An 18,308-nucleotide genomic window follows, 5' to 3' on the forward strand; every position below is an offset into this window, starting at 1 on the left:
CCCGGGAGGCAGGGGCGTACGGGCAGAGACCCGTACGCCCCCTCGGCCGCGCCGCGAGGGTCCGGGGTGTCAGTGGCGCGCTGTACGTTGCGGCCATGGGGATCTACCTGGTCAGCGTCGGGGCGGAGGAATGGTTCGATGAGGGAGAGGGCGGGTGGGGGGAGGTCGCCTCTTCACTCAACGAGGAGTTGGGACGACGGGGGCTGCCACCCTACGAGTCGGTGCCGGAAAAGACCGACCTCGTTCGCGGTTCGGGGCAGGCGTTCGAGGAGAAGCTGATCCCGTCCATGGACGGGTTGGTCGCGTTGTGTCAGGCACATCTGCCGCCCGACGCCGTGGAGACGCTGTGCGGCTGGTCGGTGATGGTGCCGATGTCGCTCGACGAGGAGATCTGGCTGCCGGTCGGCTCCAGCTATACGGAGTCGTCGACGATGGTCGCCGGCGCTCCCCAGGTGTTGGAGGTCGCGGAACGGCTGGCCGCTGCCATCAGTCTGCCGAGGGAGACACCGGAGATGTGCGACAACCTCGATCTGACCATGTGGTTCATGGACGGATCGGCGAAAGACCTGGCCGCGGTCCGGCCAGGTCCATGGAGCGATGACCTGGACACGGCCTTCTACGTCGCCCTCTATCTACGCGCCGCCCAGCACTCGATCCGACGCGGCTGCCCGATCGTCTACTCCTGATCCGTCCGGGCGTGGACAGGCGGTGCGGAAGTGGCATCGGGATCCGCGCCGCCGGCACGGCCTGCCCGTCGCTAGTGCCGTGACCGGAAACGATCACCGGGTTGGTGGTGACGGGCCTCGGGCCGGTTGGATGTGGCGACACGTCCGATGGGCACGGGGAGGCGGTATGGCACGGACGGTCAGGGTGCGCAGGCTGACCGAGCAGGAGGGACAGAAGGCGCAGCGGATCGTGCGCCGGAGCAGCACCAGCACGGTCCGATACCGGCGCGCGGTGATGCTGCTGGCCTCGGCGGGTGGGAACAGCGTCCCCGTCATCGCCCGGCTCGTCCAGGCCGACGAGGACACCGTGCGCGACGTCATCCACAAGTTCAATGAAATCGGGCCGGCCTGCCTGGACCCTCGGTGGGCGGGAGGCCGTCCCCGCCTACTCACGGCTGACGACGAGGACTTCGTCATCCAGACGGCCACCACCCGCCCCACCAAGCTCGGCAAACCGTTCACCCGCTGGTCGATCCGCAAGCTTGCGGATCACCTGCGGCGCAACGTCGCCCATCCGATACGGATCGGCCGAGGGGCCCTGAGGCTGCTGCTGGCCCGCCGCGGAGTCACTTTCTAGCGCACCAAGACCTGGAAGGAGTCCACCGACCCGGACTTCGACGCCAAGCTGGACCGGATCGAGTACGCCGTCAACGAGCGGCCGGACCGTACCTTCGCCTTCGACGAGTTCGGCCCGCTTGGCATCCGCCCGACCTCCGGATCCTGCTGGGCCAAACAGGGCAGGCCCGACCGGCTGCCGGTCACCTTCCACCGTACTCACGGGGTGACGTACTTCCACGGCTGCTACTCGGTCGGCGACGACACCCTGTGGGGCGTCAACCGGCGCCGCAAGGGCATCGCCCCCAGCTGGGCCGCACTGCGCTCGATCCGTGCAGCCCGACCGGACGGTGCCCCGATCTACGTGATCCCGGACAACCTGTCCGCCCACAAGAACTGGCGCATCCGCCGCTGGGCAGCGAAGAACAAGGCCGAGCTGTGCTTCACCCCGACGAACGCGTCCTGGGCCAACCCGATCGAGGCCCACTTCGGACCGCTGCGGCAGTTCACCCTCGCCAACTCCAACCATCCCAACCACACCGTCCAGACCCGGGAGTTGCACCACTACCTGCGCTGGCGTAACCAGAACGCCCGCCACCCCGACGTCCTGGCCGCTCAACGCCGCGAACGCGCCCGAATCCGCAGCGAGAAAGGCATCCGCTGGGGCGGACGACTCGCCGCGTGACCGGTCAGTCAGGCAAGGCCAGGCCGGTTATCCGAGCGGGGTGATCTCCTTCGGGCCGTAGCAAGCGGCGGACTTCCCCGTGACCAGAGCCCAGTAGCGGTCGCCGAAGGACCAGTGCCACCATTCCGTGGGGTAGTTCACCAGCCCCGCCCCTGCCAGCGCGGAACCCAGCAGCCTCCGGTTGGCACGGGCCTCCTCGCTGATGTTGGCGGCATGGGTGTAGCAGGCGCCCTCGCTCTCCTCCGGGTCCGCGTTCATCCGTGTGCCCAGGTCCAGTTCGCGCCCACCGGCATCGGCCAGGGTCAGGTCGACGGCCGCGCCGGCGCTGTGCGGAGCGATGTCGGGCGGTGACACATATCGGCTCGCTGCCGAATAGATCTGCTGGGCGGACCATTCCGGGTGGGTAGCCCGCAGCTGGCTCGCGTACTCCTCGAAGTACTCCCGCTGAAGAGAAGGGGGCCGATATCCCTCGACGAACAGCAGCCGCAAGTCCTGGGGAAGCCCCGCCTGGGCCTTGAGCAGCCGCTCCAGCACGCCTTCCCGCAGGTAGGCGAAGGCATCTGCCGGGTCTTGCTTGCGTGCGTCGACCAGCAGCGAACCGGCGGCGCGAACGTCCACGAGACGTTCACCGCACTCCGCAACGGGTATGGCGGCGACCTTCGGGTCCGACATCAACACGATCTCACTCATGACGCGATCATCCCGCAGGGCTCAACCCGGCGAACCTATGCGGTCAGGGCACTAGCCGAGGCGCTCCAGGGTGTCCAGTACGGGCTGCGCTCCGTCCTCCTGGGCCAGATGCCCCGCGAGGAGACGGGAGCGTGTGCGCAGGGCGGGGTCGTGGGTCGCGGCGGTGATCGCGGTCGCGAGGCGCTCCGCCGTCAGGCGCTGGAAGCGCACTGGGGTCGGGGCGACGCCGAGACGGGTGAGGCGGGCGGCCCAGAAGTGCTGGTCGAGCTGGACCGGGACAGGGACGGCCGGAACCCCGGCGCGCAGACCGGCCGCGGTCGTTCCCGCACCCGCGTGGTGGACGACCGCGGCGGTCCGCGGGAACAGCCAGGCGTGCGGGACTTCCTGGACGGTGAGCAGGTCGTCGCCCTCCGCGTGCAGGCCGCTCCAACCCGCCTGGATGATCCCGCGGACCTTCGCCCGGCGCAGCGCTCGGGCGAGGAGGTCGCTGAGCCGCTCGGCCTCGGCGGTGACGCAGCTGCCGAAGCCGGCGAAAACCGGCGGCGGTCCGGCGGCGAGGAAGTCCACGAGCCGGGGATCGGGCTGCCACCCGGGCGTCGTCGGGGGCCACCAGTAGCCGCAGACCCGGTGGCCGTGGGGCCAGTCGGCGGGCCGCGCGACGATCCGGGTGCTGAACCCGTGCAGTACCGTCCGATCGCGTGGCAGGGACAGGGGGCCGCCCCAGCGCCGGGGCGGCAGCCCGAGCTCGCGCCGGAGCGTACCGACGGCGGGCGCGAAGATCCGGTCGGTGGCGGCCCACAGGGCGTGGGTGGCCAGCCGGTTGCCGTACGGTCCGAGAGACCGGCGCCCCGTCACCATCGGCGGGAACTCCGATGTGGGCTGGAGGGGCTGGAGGTGGAGGCCGATGGTCGGCAGGCGCAGCGCCTCGCCGAGCACGGAGCACATGGGTTCGGTGACCGTGGAGCTCAGCAGGACGTCGGTTCCCTGGCGTACGGCCTCCGTGACACCGGCGCTCAGCCTGGGCATGAACGCCGCTGCCATGCGCATGATCCGCGCCATCTCCACGGGTGCGCTGACGGCTCTGGCCAGCCCTTGTCCGCTCGCCGAAGCCAGTTCCTCGCGGGGGTCGACGGGCAGCGGCCGGAAACCGAGCCCGTGGACCGTCACCGCCTGTCTGAAGCGTTCATGGGTGGCGAGCACGACGTCGTGGCCCGCCGAGCGCAGCCGCGCGCCGAGCCCGGTGTAGGGAGCGACGTCGCCCCAGCTTCCCGCCGTCACGATCAACACGCGCACCGGAGCAGCATGCCAGACCCGGGGTGCGTCTTCGGGGAGGTGATGTCACGCGTCCTGGATGCGCCGGAACGGCTGCTCCGCCTCCAGTGCGAACGCGACCTCCAGCAGCGTCCGTTCGGCGCCGGGACGGCCGGAGAACATGACGCCGATGGGCAGTCCGTCGTCCGTGACGCTCGCGGCGGGCAGTGAGATCGACGGCGTGCCGACGACGTTGTTGACCGGGGTGAACGCGACGTACGCGAGGATCCGTTCGATCAGCGTCGCGTACGGAACGGTTGGGCTGAGGTGCCCGATGGGCGGCGTGGTGTGGGCGAGCACCGGGGAAAGGATGAGGTCCAGACCGCGGAACGCCGCCGCGTACGCCCGTCCTGTGCGCTTCAGCCTCCGCAGCACACCCGGGGTGCGCTGCCAGGTGCCGAGGTACGCCTCGCGCAGGCCTCGGCTGAGGCCGTCCATGCGGCGCCGGTCGAAGTCCGAGCCGAGCGTCCGGCCGGTGATACCGAGGAGGAAGGAGAGCATCCCCCAGTAGGTGAGGAAGTCCTCGGTGAAGCGCGGGTCGAGGGCAAGCTCCACCGGCTCCACGGTGTGGCCGAGCCGTTCGAGCGTGGCCGCGGTCTCCGTGACGGCCTCCCGGGTGGCGGTGTCGGCCTGGACGCCGTTCGGCGAGTCGAGCAGGAACCCGATGCACAGGCGCCGCCCCGAGGGACCTTCGACGAGGCCCAGGGGCGGCAGCTTCGGGTTGCGCCAGTGGCTCTCGGCGGCGGCGAGGAACGCGGCGGTGTCCCGGACGGAGCGGCTCACGACACCGTCGGAGACGATGTCGAGGGGCAGTTGGCGGCTCTGGGCGTTCGCCACGACCCGGCCGCGGGTCGGCTTGAGACCGACGAGTCCGCAGCAGGCGGCGGGGATCCGGATCGAGCCGCCGCCGTCGTTGGCGTGCGCGATCGGTACCGCCCCGGCCGCGACGAGCGCGGCGCTGCCACCGGACGAACCGCCCGCCGAGTAACCCGTGTTCCAAGGGTTACGCACGGGCTCGGCGCCCTCGTACTCCGTGGTCGGGCTGAACCCGAACTCGGGCAGCCGGGTCTTGCCCAGCACCGTGACACCGCTGCTGAGGAACTGCCGGGCGAACGGAGCGTGCCGGCGCGCGGCCCGCGGCGTGAAGGCCGCGCTGCCGTGGCCGGTGGGCAGCCCCTTGTGGTCGGTGTTGTCCTTGACGAAGGTCGGCACCCCGGCGAAGGCGCCGCCCGGGACCGCCGCACCGGCCGCACCGGCCGGGCCCGCCGGAACGCCTGCGGCCGGGCCCGTCACGCCGTTCGCGGGCGCGGGAAGGTCGACGTGCACCTGGACCGCGTGGAGCCGCGCCTCGACCGCCCGTACCCGCTCCGCCGCGTCCCGGGCGACCTCGGCGGCGCCGACCTCGCCTCGCCGAATCGCCGAGGCGAGACCGACGGCGTCGTGCTCCCCCAGGGCGTCGTCCCGGAATGCGTGCACCGTCGTTCGTTCGTCGGATGTCGTCACCGCTACCTCAGCCCCGGCCGTGTGGATGGTTGTCCGCCATCATTCCCTACCGCCAAGTAACACGCGAGGGGTTCGGGTCGCCGCCACGACCCGACAGTGAAGCGCACGGCAGGGCGGACCAATTGACGGGTCATCAACAATGACAGGTGCATGGCGAATGCGGGGCCGGGGGCATAACGTCGGAGAGCCCCGGGAGGATCGGCGAACGACCGCCCCGGTCGACCAGGCACCACGCCGCTCGTCCCGCACTCTCGGTTCCGCACGGATCCGAGCCCCCCACGAGTGAAGGAGCTGCAATGCCGCTCTACACATGGCTGAAGGCGGGAACCACCGCCGCCGTGGTCGTCCTGGCCACGGCGACGGCGGCGACCGCCGCGCCCGCACCGGAGCCGTCGACGGCGAGCGCGTCGGCGGTGGTGACACTTCGTTACGACGACAGCCGGGCAGGCGGCTGGGAGTCGGCGATCGCGGCCGGGGTCGCGTCGTGGAACGCGAACGTCGGAAACCTGAAGCTGGTCGAGGCCGCTCCCGGCACCCGGGCCGAGATCGTGATCGTGGCCACCACCGGCTGGCCGCAGGCCACCCTCGGCCCCGTCCGTCCGGGTCGGCAGGTCCGCGTCGAGCTCGGGAGCCAGGCGGTGACGCAGGGGTACGACAAGACCCGCATAGCCGCCCACGAACTCGGCCACAGTCTGGGCCTGCCCGACACCAAGCCCGGCCCGTGCTCGCAGCTGATGTCCGGTTCGAGCGCCGGTACGAGTTGTGCGAACGCGGTCCCGAACGCGACCGAGCGCGCCCGGGTGGAGTCCGCCTACGCCAACGGCGCCGCCTTCCGCATCCCGACCGACGGCCGGATCCTGGTCGACGCCCCCTGACCGAGGGCCCAACGGCAGGGTGTCCGACCGAACTTCGCGGTCGGGCACCCTGCCCCTCGTAGGCCGGCAGCCGACCGGAATCCCCGCCCACCCGGCATCGAAGCACGGCGCCGAACGCGGCGCCCCGGGCCGGCCCTCTCCACGGTCTCACCACAGGACGGGCGCGCGGTGTCCACGCCCTCATGGTCGGAACATGCCAAGCTCTTGGGCCTGAACCACCCACCGTGATCCGTCTGTCGGGCACCACGTCCGGGCCTGCCGACCGCCGGAACGAGGCGACGTGCCCGCCGAGCGAGAGGACACCCCCCACACATGTCCGCTCACCACAGGCAGCGCCCTTGGCGGCGCCCCGTCCTGAGCATCGTCGCGACCGCCGCGGTCGCCGTGTCCACCGCGGCCTACGCCTCCGGCGCCGACCCCACACCGGCCGGTGGCGGAGCGCCCGCCCCGGCTGCCGCGTCACTGGACGACACGTACTACGAAGGCGCGCTCGGCAAGTCCGGCCCCGAGCTCAAGAGCGCCCTCCACACGATCGTCAGCGAGCAGACCAAGCTCTCGTACGACGAGGTCTGGGAGGCGCTGAAGACCACCGACGAGGACCCGGCGAACCCGTCGAACGTCGTCCTGGTCTACTCCGGCCGCTCACAGGCCAAGGGCACCAACGGCGGCGAGGCGGACAACTGGAACCGCGAGCACGTCTGGGCCAAGTCGCACGGCGACTTCGGCACCTCCACCGGCCCGGGCACCGACATCCACCACCTGCGCCCCGAGGACGTCTCCGTCAACGCGACGAGGGGGAACCTCGACTTCGACAACGGGGGCGACCCCGTCGACGAGGCACCCGGCAGCCTCTCCGACGGCGACTCGTTCGAGCCGCGGGACGAGGTCAAGGGCGATGTCGCCCGCATGATCCTCTACATGGCCGTGCGCTACGAGGGTGGCGACGGCTTCCCCGACCTCGAACCCAACGACCAGGTCGACAACGGTTCCGCGCCGGCGATGGGCCGCCTCTCGGTCCTCAAGCAGTGGAGCGACCAGGATCCGCCGGACGCGTTCGAGAAGGGGCGCAACGACAGGATCTTCGCCATCCAGAAGAACCGGAACCCCTTCATCGACCACCCCGAATGGGTCGCCGGCATCTGGAAGTGACGCGGTAGCGGAGCACGAGGGCCCCGGGCCACGGAGGTCTCCGTGGCCCGGGGCCCTCGTGCGTGACCACGTGGCCGACACCTCACCCACCCATGCGATACGCGCGGTATGTCCCGTTCTGGGCCGCCACCGAGGGTGAGACAGAACACTCTCCGTGATGCATTGCGCATGGATCCACCGGGCCAGGGCAGGCGGCCGGACTGCCGGTACGACCGGCAGGGGGATTCAAAGGAACGAAAGGCCGTACCCGACGTGACCGCAGCACACCAGACCATCCACGTGGGCGGAGAGTGGCGCACTGCCCTCTCCGGCGCCACGCGCGAGATCATCGACCCCGTCGACGCGACCGCCTTCGCGGTCGTGTCGGAGGGCGGTGCCGCGGACACGGACGAGGCCGTGGCCGCGGCACGAGCGGCGTTCGACGACGGTTCCTGGCCGCGTACGCCCGTCGCCGAGCGGGCCGCGCTGCTGCGGCGCGTCGCGGCACTCCTGGAGCGCGACCGCGAGCGGATCGGCGCCCTGGAGAGCCAGGACGCGGGCAAGACGCTCGAGGAGGGCCGCGTCGACGTCGACTGCGTCCGCGACGCCTTCCTCTACTTCGCCGACCTCGTGGAGAAGGAGGACGGCGGACGGGTCGTCGACGCCGGTTCGGACGAGATCCGCAGCGTCGTCGTCCACGAGCCGGTCGGCGTCTGCGCCCTCATCACGCCGTGGAACTATCCGCTGCTCCAGGCCAGCTGGAAGATCGCTCCCGCCCTCGCCGCCGGCAACACGTTCGTGATCAAGCCCAGCGAGATCACCCCGCTGTCCACGGTCGTGCTGATCGAGCTGCTTCTGGAGGCAGGGCTTCCGCTCGGTGCGGCCAATGTCGTCACCGGCCCCGGCCACACCGTCGGCGCCCGGCTCGCCGAGCACCCCGATGTCGACCTCGTCTCGTTCACCGGCGGTCTCGTCAGCGGTACGAAGGTCGCCCGCGCCGCCGCCGACAGCGTGAAGAAGGTCGCCCTCGAACTGGGCGGCAAGAACCCGAACGTCGTGTTCGCCGACGCCTGTGCGACGCCCGAGGGGTTCGACACCGCCGTCGACCAGGCGCTCAACGCCGCCTTCATCCACAGCGGCCAGGTCTGCTCGGCCGGCTCGCGGCTCATCGTCGAGGAGTCGCTGCGCGAGCGCTTCGTCGCCGAACTCGCCCGCCGTGCCGAACTGATCCGGCTCGGCCGCGGCACCGACGAGGGCGTGGAGTGCGGTCCGCTGGTCTCCGCGGCCCAGTTGGCACGGACCGAGGAGTTCGTGTCCTCCGCGCTCGGCGAGGGCGCGGTCCTGCGTGCGGGCGGCGAGAAGCCGGCCGGCTCCGGCTACTTCTACCGGCCCACCGTCCTCGACCGGTGCCACCGACGCATGCGGGTCGTCCGGGAGGAGGTCTTCGGCCCCGTCCTGACCGTGGAGACCTTCCGTACCGAGGAGGAGGCCGTCACGCTCGCCAACGACACCGAGTACGGCCTCGCCGGAGCGGTGTGGACCTCCGACGAGGACCGTGCCCGGCGGGTGGCCGCCCGGCTGCGCCACGGCACCGTCTGGATCAACGACTTCCACCCCTATCTGCCGCAGGCGGAGTGGGGCGGCTTCGGGAAGTCCGGCATCGGCCGCGAACTGGGCCCCACGGGTCTCGCCGAGTACCGCGAGGCCAAGCACATCTACCAGAACCTCGCTCCGCGCCCCGTGCGCTGGTTCGCGGGCACGACGGAGAAGGACCAGGCATGAACGACCAGCAGGTGTACGACTACGTCGTCGTCGGCGGCGGCACCGCCGGTTCCGTGATCGCGTCCCGGCTGACCGAGGACCCGGACGTCACGGTCGCCGTCATCGAGGGCGGCCCCAGCGACGTCGGCCGCGACGACGTGCTCACCCTGCGCCGCTGGATGGGCCTGCTCGGCGGTGAGCTGGACTACGACTACCCCACCACCGCGCAGCCCCGGGGCAACTCGCACATCCGTCACAGCCGTGCGCGGGTCCTCGGCGGCTGTTCCTCGCACAACACCCTCATCGCGTTCAAGCCCCTTCCCTCCGACTGGGACGAGTGGGCCGAGGCCGGGGCCGAGGGGTGGGACGCGGCGGCCATGGATCCGTACTTCGCCCGGCTGCGCAACAACATCGTCCCCGTCGACGAAGCCGACCGGAACGCCATCGCCCGGGACTTCGTCGACGCGGCGCAGACCGCTCTCGGTGTCCCGCGCGTCGAGGGGTTCAACAGACAGCCCTTCCACGAAGGTGTCGGCTTCTTCGACCTCGCCTACCACCCGGAGAACAACAAGCGGTCGTCCGCCTCGGTCGCCTATCTGCACCCGTTCCTGGACCGGCCGAACCTGCACATCGCCCTGGAGACCTGGGCGTTCCGGCTGGAGCTCGAGGGCACCCGCGCCACCGGCGTCCACATCCGTACCAAGGAGGGCACGGAGCACGTCGTCCGCGCCCGGCGCGAGGTCCTGGTGTGCGCGGGGGCCGTGGACACCCCGCGTCTGCTGCTGCACTCCGGCATCGGACCGCGGGCCGATCTGGAGAAGCTCGGCATCCCCGTCGTACACGACCTGCCGGGCGTCGGGGAGAACCTGCTCGACCACCCCGAGTCGGTCATCGTGTGGGAGACGCACGGCCCGATCCCGGAGAACTCCGCGATGGACTCCGACGCCGGGCTGTTCGTCCGCCGGGACCCGGAGGCGGAGGGCCCGGACCTGATGTTCCACTTCTACCAGATCCCCTTCACCGACAACCCCGAGCGCCTGGGCTACCAACGGCCCGCGCACGGCGTGTCGATGACCCCGAACATCCCCAAGCCGCGCAGCCGCGGCCGGCTCTACCTGACGAGCGCCGACCCCGAGGTGAAGCCCGCCCTCGACTTCCGGTACTTCACGGACGAGGACGACTACGACGGCCGGACCCTCGTCGACGGGATCCGTATCGCCCGGCAGATCGCTGCGAGCGAGCCGCTGGCCGGATGGCTGAAGCGCGAGGTCTGCCCGGGGCCCGAGGTGACCTCCGAGGAGGAGCTCAGCGCGTACGCCCGCCACGTCGCCCACACCGTCTACCACCCGGCCGGCACCTGCCGGATGGGGGCCGCCGACGACGAACTCGCCGTCGTCGCACCCGATCTGAGGATCCGTGGGCTCGACAGCATCCGGATCGCCGACGCGTCCGTCTTCCCGACCATGACCGCCGTCAACCCCATGATCGGCGTACTCATGGTCGGCGAGAAATGCGCCGACCTGCTGGGAGGAACGACCCGATGAGCACTCCGCCGCACACCACGACCAGCTCGCAGAGCCCCGAGGGGCCTGTCTTCTCCGTACGACACCTGTGGAAGGTCTTCGGCCCGAAGGCCGACCGCGTTCCGGCCGACACGGCACTCGCCTCCCTCGACGCCACCGAGCTGCGCGAGCGCACCGGCTGCACCGCCGCCGTCCGTGACGTCTCCTTCGACGTCCGCAAGGGTGAGGTCTTCGTCGTCATGGGCCTCTCGGGCTCGGGCAAGTCGACGCTCGTCCGCTGTCTGACCCGGCTCATCGAGCCGACCTCGGGCACGATCTCCATCGACGGCGAGGACGTGCTGTCCATGGACACCGGCCGGCTCCGCGAGCTGCGCCGCCACCGGGCGGCGATGGTCTTCCAGCACTTCGGGCTGTTGCCGCACCGGACGGTGCTCGACAACATCGCGTACGGGCTCGAGATCCAGGGCGTGGGGCGCGGCGAACGGCGCGAGCGGGCGGCGGAGTTCGTCACCAAGGTCGGTCTGGAGGGGATGGAGCACCGCAGGCCGAGCCAGTTGTCCGGTGGCCAGCAGCAGCGGGTCGGACTGGCCCGCGCGCTCGCCGTGGACCCCGAAGTCCTGCTGTTCGACGAGCCGTTCAGCGCGCTCGACCCGCTCATCCGCCGGGACATGCAGGAGGAGGTCGTCCGCCTGCACCGGGAGGAGGGCCGCACGATGGTCTTCATCACGCACGACCTGAGCGAGGCGCTGAAGCTCGGCGACCGCATCGCGCTGATGCGCGACGGCCGGATCGTGCAGCTCGGTACTCCGGAGGAGATCGTGGGCTCCCCCGCCGACGAGTACGTCAGGGACTTCGTCCGCGACGTGCCGCGCGAGCAGGTGCTGACCGTCCGCTCGGCGATGCGCCCCGCGCTCGCCGACGAGCGCGAGGCCGGGCCCGCGCTCGCCCCGAGCGCCACCGTCCACGAGGCCATCGAGGCCGTCGCCCGTACGGGCGCCAACGCGCGGGTCGTCGAGGACGGCCGGTGCCTCGGTGTGGTCGACCACGCGGGACTCCTCGGTGTCGTCGCCGGGGTCCCGGCCGCCACGGGGAAGGCGGTGGCCTGATGTACGCCCATACGACCTGGCCGCCGCCGTGCGGCATGAGCGGTACCGCGACCTCGTGGCCGCCGGGCGGGACGAGCGATACCGCTACCGCGTCGGCTTCTGGCAGTGCGAGCGGTATCGCGAGCTCGCCGGCGCCGGGCAGTACGACCGGTACGGCGACCGCGTCGGCTCCGGGCAGTACGACCCGCGCCCTCGCCACGGGGCGGTGGGGCCGATGACCGCCACCGTCACCCCTGCCTCTCCGCGCTCCGCGAGCCCCACGGCCGCCGGGCCCGGTGCGCTGCGCGGGCTCGCGCGCCACCGTGGCCGGCTGATCGGCGCCGGCACGGCCGTCGCTCTCGTCCTGGGTGCCGTACTCCTGGGCGGCGGCAGCTGGCCGACGTCGCTCGCCGTCGATCTGTCCGGACCGCTCGGACGCACCAGCGACTGGATCATCGACAACCGCGACGGCCACCCGCTGTTCCTCTACTTCCTCGGGCACGTCAGCAACATCGTGGTCGTGTCCGTCCGCGCCGTGTACCTGGTGCTGCTCGCCCTCGGCTGGGCCGGTGTCACCGCCGCCGCCGGGCTGGTGGCCTGGCGGGTCGCGGGCGTGCGGCTCGCGCTGACCTCCGTCGCGGCCTTCGCGGTGTGCGGACTGCTGGGCATGTGGGTGCCCACCATGCAGACGCTCGCTCTGATGGTGGTGGCCGTCGCCGCGTCCGTCCTGCTCGGGGCTCTCCTCGGGCTGGCCGCCGGCCTGTCGGACCGGATGCACCGGATCCTGCGTCCGGTGCTCGACACCATGCAGGTGCTTCCCGCCTTCGCGTATCTCCTGCCCGTCGTCCTGGTCTTCGGGATCGGCGTGCCCGCGGCCGTCCTCGCGACGGTCGTCTACGCGGCCCCGCCCATGGCCCGGCTGACCGCACTGGGGCTGCGCGGCGCGGACGCCGGTGTCATGGAGGCCGCCGCGTCCCTCGGCGCCACCGGCAGGCAGCGCCTCCTTACGGCCCGGCTGCCGCTGGCCCGTAAGGAGCTCCTGCTCGGCCTCAACCAGTCGATCATGATGGCGCTGGGGATGGCCGTGATCGCGTCGGTCATCGGCGCGGGCGGTCTCGGTGACCGTGTCTACCAGGCGCTGGCCTCCGTGGACGTCGGCGCGGCGCTCGCCGCGGGTGTGCCGATCGTGCTCCTGGCCATCGTTCTGGACCGGGTCACCGCCGCGGCGGGCGAGCGGATCGGCGCGGCTCCGGCCCGCCGGGCCGGGCTCGGCTGGGCCGTCGCCCTCGTGGCGACCGCCGCCGTCGCCGTCGCGGGCCGTCTGTCGGACCGGCTCTCCTGGCCCGACGCGTGGACGGTGGGCATCGCGGAGCCCGTCAACGGCGCGGTCGACTGGATGACCGCGCACCTCTACTCCGGCGTGCCGGTCGTCGGCGGCACCGCCGACTGGGCCGGGCGGTTCACCACGTGGGTCCTCAACCCCCTGCGCGACGGCCTGCAGTGGCTGCCCTGGTGGGCGGTCCTGCTGGGCGTCGGAGCCCTCGCCCTGCTCATCGGCACATGGCGCACCGCCGCGACCGCCGTCCTCGCGATGGCGGCGATCGGTGTGCTGGGCGTCTGGGCCCCGGCGCTCGACACGCTGTCGCAGGTGCTGGCCGCCGTCGCCGTGACGCTGGTGATCGGTGTCGCCCTCGGGGTCGCCGCGGCCCGCAGCACGCGCCTCGGACGCGCGCTGCGTCCGGTGCTCGACGTCTTCCAGACGATGCCGCAGTTCGTCTATCTGATCCCGGTGGTCGCGCTGTTCGGTGTGGGCCGCGCCCCGGCGGTCGCCGCCGCCGTGGTCTACGCGCTGCCCGCCGTCGTACGGATCACGGCCCAGGGTGTGCGTGGCGTGGACCCGGCCGCCATGGAGTCCTCGCGGTCGCTGGGCGCGACCGGGCGGCAACAGCTGTTCCAGGTCCAGCTGCCGCTGGCACGGCCCGCGCTGCTGCTGGCCGTCAACCAGGGAGTCGTGCTGGTTCTCGCGGTCGTCGTCATCGGCGGTCTCGTGGGCGGCGGCGCGCTCGGTTACGACGCGGTCTTCGGTCTCGCCCAGGGCGACCTGGCGACCGGTCTGGTCGCGGGCGCGGCGATCGTCTGCCTGGGCCTGATGCTCGACCGCGTCACCCAGCCGACGGAACGCCGTGACCTCACCGGAAAGGGGGCCTGAGATGGCTCGTACACGCATCGCACTCGGCGGCTCCGCACTCGCGGCCGCCGTCGCCCTGACGGCCCTCACCGGCTGTGGCGCGGCGGACATGACCCGCCAGGCCTCCCCGTACGCCGACGCGAAGGGTTCCCGCACGGTGACCCTGTCCGTGCAGTCGTGGGTGGGCGCCCAGGCGAACGTCGCCGTCGCGAAGTACCTCCTGGAGCACGAGCTCGGCTACCGGGTGGACACCGTCCAGATCGACGAGGTCCCCGCCTGGGACGCGCTCAGCCAGGGCCGGGTGGACGCCATCCTGGAGGACTGGGGTCATCCGGACCAGGAGAAGCGGTACATCGACGACAAGGGGACGATCGAGCGCGGCGGCGATCTCGGGGTGACCGGCCACATCGGCTGGTTCGTGCCGACGTACTTCGCCGAGAAGCACCCGGACGTCACCGACTGGAAGAACCTGAACAAGTACGCCGACGAGTTCCGTACCGCGGAGAGCGGCGGCAAGGGCCAGTTGCTGGACGGCTCACCCTCCTACGTCACGAACGACAAGGCGCTCGTGAAGAACCTGGACCTCGACTACCAGGTGGTGTTCGCGGGTTCGGAGGCGGCGCAGATCACGCAGATCAAGCAGTTCGCCAAGGAGAAGAAGCCGTTCCTGAGCTACTGGTACAAGCCCCAGTGGCTGTTCGAGAAGGTCCCGATGACGGAGGTGAAGCTGCCCGCCTACAAGGAGGGCTGCGACGCCGAACCGGAGAAGGTGGCCTGCGCGTACCCGCACACACCGCTGCAGAAGTTCCTCAACGCCCGCTTCGCGGACGGCGGGGGCGACGCCGCCGCGTTCCTGAAGAAGTTCCGGTGGACGACGGAGATGCAGAACGACGTCGCCCTGATGATCGCGGAGCAGAAGCTGTCGCCGGAGGAGGCGGCCGGCCGCTGGGTGAAGGAGAACGAGTCCACATGGCGGGCGTGGCTGCCGTCCTGACGCGCACGTGACTCCCGTCCTGACGCGGGAGTGGCGCGCGGCCCGACGCGGGCGGGGCGGGCCGGACCGGGCATGGTTCCGGTCGCCCCGCCCCGCCCGCCGGGCCCCGGTGTCAGTCCCCACCCCGGCGGCGCGCGTACAGGCGGCCGATGGGCTCGCTGCTCAGGCCGTGCAGCACGATGCTGATCATGACGGTGATGACCATCACCCGGGAGATGAAGCCACCGCCGGCATCGGGCAGCTCGATCGCCGCCAGCAGGCCGAAGACCACCGAGGTCACTCCCCTGGGGCCCATCCACCCCAGGAAGAGCCGGTCCGACAGGGACAGATCCGTACCGATCAGCGACAGCATCACGGGCACCACGCGCACCAGGGTGACGGCGAGAAGGCCGTAGAGGATGACGGACAGGTGGAAGCCGTCCCAGAATTCGTCGTTGACCATCTGGCCGAAGAGGAACCACAGTCCGAGGGTCATCAGGATGACCAGGTCGTCGGTCATCTGCACCGCGTCCTTGGGCAGATGGCGCATCGTGGGCGCGATGCAGACACCGGCGACGAAGGAGGCGACGAAGCCGTTGCCGTCCAGGGTCGCGGACAGGGTGTAGGCGGCGATGGGCACGCTCAGCACCGCGAGCCTCGTCGCGGCGGGCTGCGTCCAGCCCCTCGCCCAGGACCGGCGCAGCAGCCAGCCGGTCACGTAGCCGACGAGTGATCCGGCTCCGATGGCCCAGGCCGCCGCTCCGACGGCGTCGAGGACCGCCTCGGCGTAGTCGTCGCTCCCCGTGTGGGACTCGACGGCGCCGGCGACGCAGAGCAGGAACACCGGGGAGACGATGCCGTCGTTCAGCCCGCCCTCGACGTTGAGCACGTCCCGCAGGCGCGCCGGGATGCGCTTGTCCCGCACCACGGCCGCTGTGGGCGCCAGATCGAGGGGGACGACGACGGTCGCCAGCGCGGCCAGTACCCATCCGGGCTGGTCGGGGAAGAAGGCGAGCGCCGTGAGGAAGGCGGCGAGCAGCGTGAGCGGCAGCGCGCCGCCCAGGAGTCGGGCGACGACGTTCCGCTCCCGCCGGAAGACCCCTGCGGGAACCTCGGTGGCGTCGACGAAGAGCAGGAGCGCGAGGACGACCTCCACCGCGTGCTCGAAGCCGGCCAGGTCGCCGAGGTCGAAGACGAGCGGCGGATCGGAGCCGCTGGTGAGGGCGATGCCCGCCACCATCATGGCGATCGGTGCGGTGATGCTCCATCGCGCGAGCCGGTGCGACAGGACGCACCAGGTGAACAGAATGCCCGCGATGACGGTTACGGCAAGCAAGACCATCCGCGCTTTCGAAGGGGCTCTCTCGGACAGACGCAGCGTAAGGCGGATGTGCCTCCGCCTCGTGCGAGCGCGCCGACAGAGCCCCGACCCACCCCCGAGCGGCCTCTAGACGCCGTCGAGGAGCAGTTTGGCGGCGCGCAGCGCCCCGTCCGTGCGGATCGTGCCGGCCACGGCCCGCGCACGGGCGACGGTCTCGGGGGCCAGGGCGCTCTTGAGCGCGGCCGACAGGGAGTCGACGGTCGGGGCCGGACCGTCGTGTGCCACGCCGACGCCCAGCCGGGCGACCCGACCGGCCCAGTACGGCTGGTCACCCCCCTGGGGCACCACCACCTGAGGCACGCCGGCCGCGGTGGCCGTCGTCGTGGTGCCCGCGCTGCCGTGGTGCACGACGGCGGCCACCCGCGCGAACAGCGCCTGATGGTTGGCCTCGCCGACGGCGATACGGTCGTCCCGGTCGTCGAGCAGGTCCAGGTCGGCCCAGCCGCGGGACACGACGGCACGGTGGCCCTGCGCGCGGATCGCCTCGACGGCCACCGTGGCGGCGTTCTGTACGGCGCCTACGGGCATGCTGCCGAAGCCGACGTACACCGGGGGTGCGCCGGCGTCCAGGAACGCCACCAGTTCGGGCGGCAGCGGGCGTTCGTCCGGCCGGAGCCACGCCCCGGTCTGCACGACGTCGAGATCCGTCGGCTCCCACGGGCTCAGGACCGGATCCGTCGCCAGCCACGGGCGGTCGCTGAAGGCGTAGTCACGGACGTTGTCCACCGGCGGCAGGCCGATCGCCGCCCGCCGGGTGTTGATCTCCGCGCCGAACATCTCGTTCGCGATCCGGGCGTCCAGCTCCCACAGCGCCCGGTTGTCGGTCACCTCGGCCGGCAGCGGGCGGCCCCGGCGCCCGGGCGGCGGCTGGTGCGGTGAAGGCAGGCTGACGGGCTGGTGGCTCACGTGCACGTAGCGGATGCCCAGCTTCTCTGCCACCGACCGCGCGCCGGCCGTGACCGGCAACGGGCCGGTCGCCACCAGCACGTCGCATCCCTCGGCCGCCGCGGCGACCGTGCCGAACTGCTCGGCGATCAACTCGGCGGCACGCTCCGCAAGTCCCGCCGCGGACCCCGGTACCACCGAGGTCACCACGGGGCGCACCGGCGGGCCGACCGGAACCAGCGGCACTCCGACGCCGGCCAGCAGCTCCGCGAACTCCTGGTCCGGCGGTGCGCACACGCTCACCTCCGCGCCGAGTTCCCGCAGCCGCACCGCGAGCCCCACCATCGGCTCGACGCTTCCGCGCGCCCCGTACGTCGACACCAACACGCGCATCCCGCCGCTCCCAACGTCTTCATCGTCCGCGGTCCCACCTGCCAGGCGCCTTCGCCCGCCCACGTTCCGTCAACCTATCCCCCGCTCGACGCGAGGAGCGGGGCGGGAATCCGTTCGCCAGGTGAGGAGTTGATCACTACGGTGACGTTCTCGACGGAAGAGTGCCACGAGGTTCCGACCCCCGAGGAGCTGTTGCCATGCCGCCGCTGCTGAAGCTTTCGGCGATCACCCTCGACTGCGCCGATCCCCTGGCGCTGGCCGCCTTCTACCAGCAGGCCACGGGGCTGGAACCGCACCCCGAGTCCGACGAGGAGTTCGCCGGCCTCACAGGCGGGGACGGGCTGCTGATCGGTTTTCAACGGGTGGACGACTACCGGCCGCCGCGGTGGCCGGGGCAGGACGCGCCCCAGCAGTTCCATCTCGACTTCGATGTCGACGATCTCGACGAGGCCGAGCGGCTGTTGCTGAGACTGGGCGCGTCCAAGCCTGATTTCCAGCCGAACGAACGCTGGCGCGTCCTCACCGATCCGGCCGGCCACCCTTTCTGTCTGACCGCCAGAGGCTGAGCACGGCCGCACCGGGCCTTGCTGGTCTCCCCTCGCCGGGGCCGCTGCTCCGACGGCGTGGGCGCGGCTGGGATGCGGTGT

General features: G+C 71.7%; 14 protein-coding genes and 1 pseudogene. 10 read left to right on the top strand and 5 right to left on the bottom strand.

Annotated elements, in window-relative coordinates:
• The first annotated feature begins 95 nt into the window (after positions 1–95).
• On the top strand, positions 96–686 hold the full coding sequence (locus tag M5362_RS30870) for a hypothetical protein (RefSeq protein WP_260231151.1): 591 nt from the start codon (positions 96–98) through the stop codon (positions 684–686).
• Between the two features lie 166 nt (positions 687–852).
• Positions 853–1,965, top strand: a pseudogene (locus tag M5362_RS30875) (IS630 family transposase).
• A 27-nt stretch (positions 1,966–1,992) separates the two neighbouring features.
• Here M5362_RS30875 and M5362_RS30880 read toward each other — a convergent pair.
• From M5362_RS30880 to M5362_RS30890, 3 genes are read right to left on the bottom strand one after another with little or no spacing between them, the layout of a single operon-like run.
• On the bottom strand, positions 1,993–2,655 hold the full coding sequence (locus M5362_RS30880; RefSeq protein ID WP_260231152.1) for a M15 family metallopeptidase: 663 nt from the start codon (positions 2,653–2,655) through the stop codon (positions 1,993–1,995).
• Between the two features lie 51 nt (positions 2,656–2,706).
• Positions 2,707–3,948: a glycosyltransferase gene (locus M5362_RS30885; RefSeq protein WP_260231153.1), complete on the bottom strand. Its 1,242-nt coding sequence runs from the start codon at positions 3,946–3,948 to the stop codon at positions 2,707–2,709.
• A gap of 45 nt (positions 3,949–3,993) precedes the next feature.
• Complete coding sequence (locus tag M5362_RS30890; protein ID WP_260231154.1) at positions 3,994–5,469, bottom strand: amidase; 1,476 nt, start codon at positions 5,467–5,469, stop codon at positions 3,994–3,996.
• Positions 5,470–5,765: 296 nt separating this feature from the next.
• Here M5362_RS30890 and M5362_RS30895 point away from each other — a divergent pair, with 296 nt between their 5' ends.
• The 7 genes from M5362_RS30895 (at position 5,766) to M5362_RS30925 (ending at position 15,023) form a co-directional block, all read left to right on the top strand.
• Positions 5,766–6,344, top strand: a complete 579-nt coding sequence (locus tag M5362_RS30895) for a snapalysin family zinc-dependent metalloprotease (RefSeq protein WP_260231155.1) — start codon at positions 5,766–5,768, stop codon at positions 6,342–6,344.
• Between the two features lie 312 nt (positions 6,345–6,656).
• A complete protein-coding gene (locus M5362_RS30900; RefSeq protein WP_260231156.1) occupies positions 6,657–7,493 on the top strand; it encodes an endonuclease I family protein in 837 nt (278 codons plus the stop codon).
• Between the two features lie 252 nt (positions 7,494–7,745).
• A complete protein-coding gene (locus tag M5362_RS30905) occupies positions 7,746–9,254 on the top strand; it encodes an aldehyde dehydrogenase family protein (RefSeq protein ID WP_260231157.1) in 1,509 nt (502 codons plus the stop codon).
• Positions 9,251–10,777, top strand: a complete 1,527-nt coding sequence (locus tag M5362_RS30910) for a GMC family oxidoreductase (RefSeq protein WP_260231158.1) — start codon at positions 9,251–9,253, stop codon at positions 10,775–10,777. Before M5362_RS30905 ends, M5362_RS30910 begins: the two co-directional genes overlap by 4 nt.
• Positions 10,774–11,862, top strand: coding sequence for a glycine betaine/L-proline ABC transporter ATP-binding protein (locus M5362_RS30915; protein WP_260231159.1), 1,089 nt, complete (start codon positions 10,774–10,776; stop codon positions 11,860–11,862). The genes M5362_RS30910 and M5362_RS30915 overlap by 4 nt, the downstream gene beginning before the upstream one ends.
• 214 nt (positions 11,863–12,076) lie before the next feature.
• Positions 12,077–14,050 (top strand): ABC transporter permease subunit, encoded by a 1,974-nt coding sequence (locus tag M5362_RS30920; protein WP_260231262.1) that lies wholly within the window; start codon positions 12,077–12,079, stop codon positions 14,048–14,050.
• A gap of 1 nt (position 14,051) precedes the next feature.
• Positions 14,052–15,023, top strand: coding sequence for an ABC transporter substrate-binding protein (locus M5362_RS30925; RefSeq protein WP_260231160.1), 972 nt, complete (start codon positions 14,052–14,054; stop codon positions 15,021–15,023).
• Between the two features lie 112 nt (positions 15,024–15,135).
• Here the strand turns inward: M5362_RS30925 and M5362_RS30930 are convergent, their stop codons facing one another.
• Together M5362_RS30930 and M5362_RS30935 are read right to left on the bottom strand one after the other, a co-directional pair.
• Positions 15,136–16,344 carry a cation:proton antiporter gene (locus M5362_RS30930; RefSeq protein ID WP_374214552.1) on the bottom strand — a complete coding sequence of 403 codons (1,209 nt, stop codon included), beginning with the start codon at positions 16,342–16,344 and terminating at the stop codon, positions 15,136–15,138.
• A gap of 105 nt (positions 16,345–16,449) precedes the next feature.
• Complete coding sequence (locus tag M5362_RS30935; protein WP_260231162.1) at positions 16,450–17,661, bottom strand: glycosyltransferase; 1,212 nt, start codon at positions 17,659–17,661, stop codon at positions 16,450–16,452.
• A gap of 197 nt (positions 17,662–17,858) precedes the next feature.
• Between M5362_RS30935 and M5362_RS30940 the strand changes: the two genes are divergently transcribed.
• Positions 17,859–18,227 carry a VOC family protein gene (locus M5362_RS30940; RefSeq protein WP_260231163.1) on the top strand — a complete coding sequence of 123 codons (369 nt, stop codon included), beginning with the start codon at positions 17,859–17,861 and terminating at the stop codon, positions 18,225–18,227.
• Positions 18,228–18,308 lie beyond the last annotated feature (81 nt).

It is taken from the genome of Streptomyces sp. Je 1-79 (genome assembly GCF_025195125.1).
GTDB lineage: Bacteria > Actinomycetota > Actinomycetes > Streptomycetales > Streptomycetaceae > Streptomyces.

Coding starts and splice junctions, on each gene's coding strand:
- M5362_RS30910 (WP_260231158.1), top strand. CDS start 9,251: ATGAACGACCAGCAGGTGTACGACTACGTCGTCGTCGGCGGCGGCACC.
- M5362_RS30900 (WP_260231156.1), top strand. CDS start 6,657: ATGTCCGCTCACCACAGGCAGCGCCCTTGGCGGCGCCCCGTCCTGAGC.
- M5362_RS30895 (WP_260231155.1), top strand. CDS start 5,766: ATGCCGCTCTACACATGGCTGAAGGCGGGAACCACCGCCGCCGTGGTC.
- M5362_RS30935 (WP_260231162.1), bottom strand. CDS start 17,661: ATGCGCGTGTTGGTGTCGACGTACGGGGCGCGCGGAAGCGTCGAGCCG.
- M5362_RS30940 (WP_260231163.1), top strand. CDS start 17,859: ATGCCGCCGCTGCTGAAGCTTTCGGCGATCACCCTCGACTGCGCCGAT.
- M5362_RS30920 (WP_260231262.1), top strand. CDS start 12,077: ATGACCGCCACCGTCACCCCTGCCTCTCCGCGCTCCGCGAGCCCCACG.
- M5362_RS30930 (WP_374214552.1), bottom strand. CDS start 16,344: ATGGTCTTGCTTGCCGTAACCGTCATCGCGGGCATTCTGTTCACCTGG.
- M5362_RS30925 (WP_260231160.1), top strand. CDS start 14,052: ATGGCTCGTACACGCATCGCACTCGGCGGCTCCGCACTCGCGGCCGCC.
- M5362_RS30870 (WP_260231151.1), top strand. CDS start 96: ATGGGGATCTACCTGGTCAGCGTCGGGGCGGAGGAATGGTTCGATGAG.
- M5362_RS30880 (WP_260231152.1), bottom strand. CDS start 2,655: ATGAGTGAGATCGTGTTGATGTCGGACCCGAAGGTCGCCGCCATACCC.
- M5362_RS30915 (WP_260231159.1), top strand. CDS start 10,774: ATGAGCACTCCGCCGCACACCACGACCAGCTCGCAGAGCCCCGAGGGG.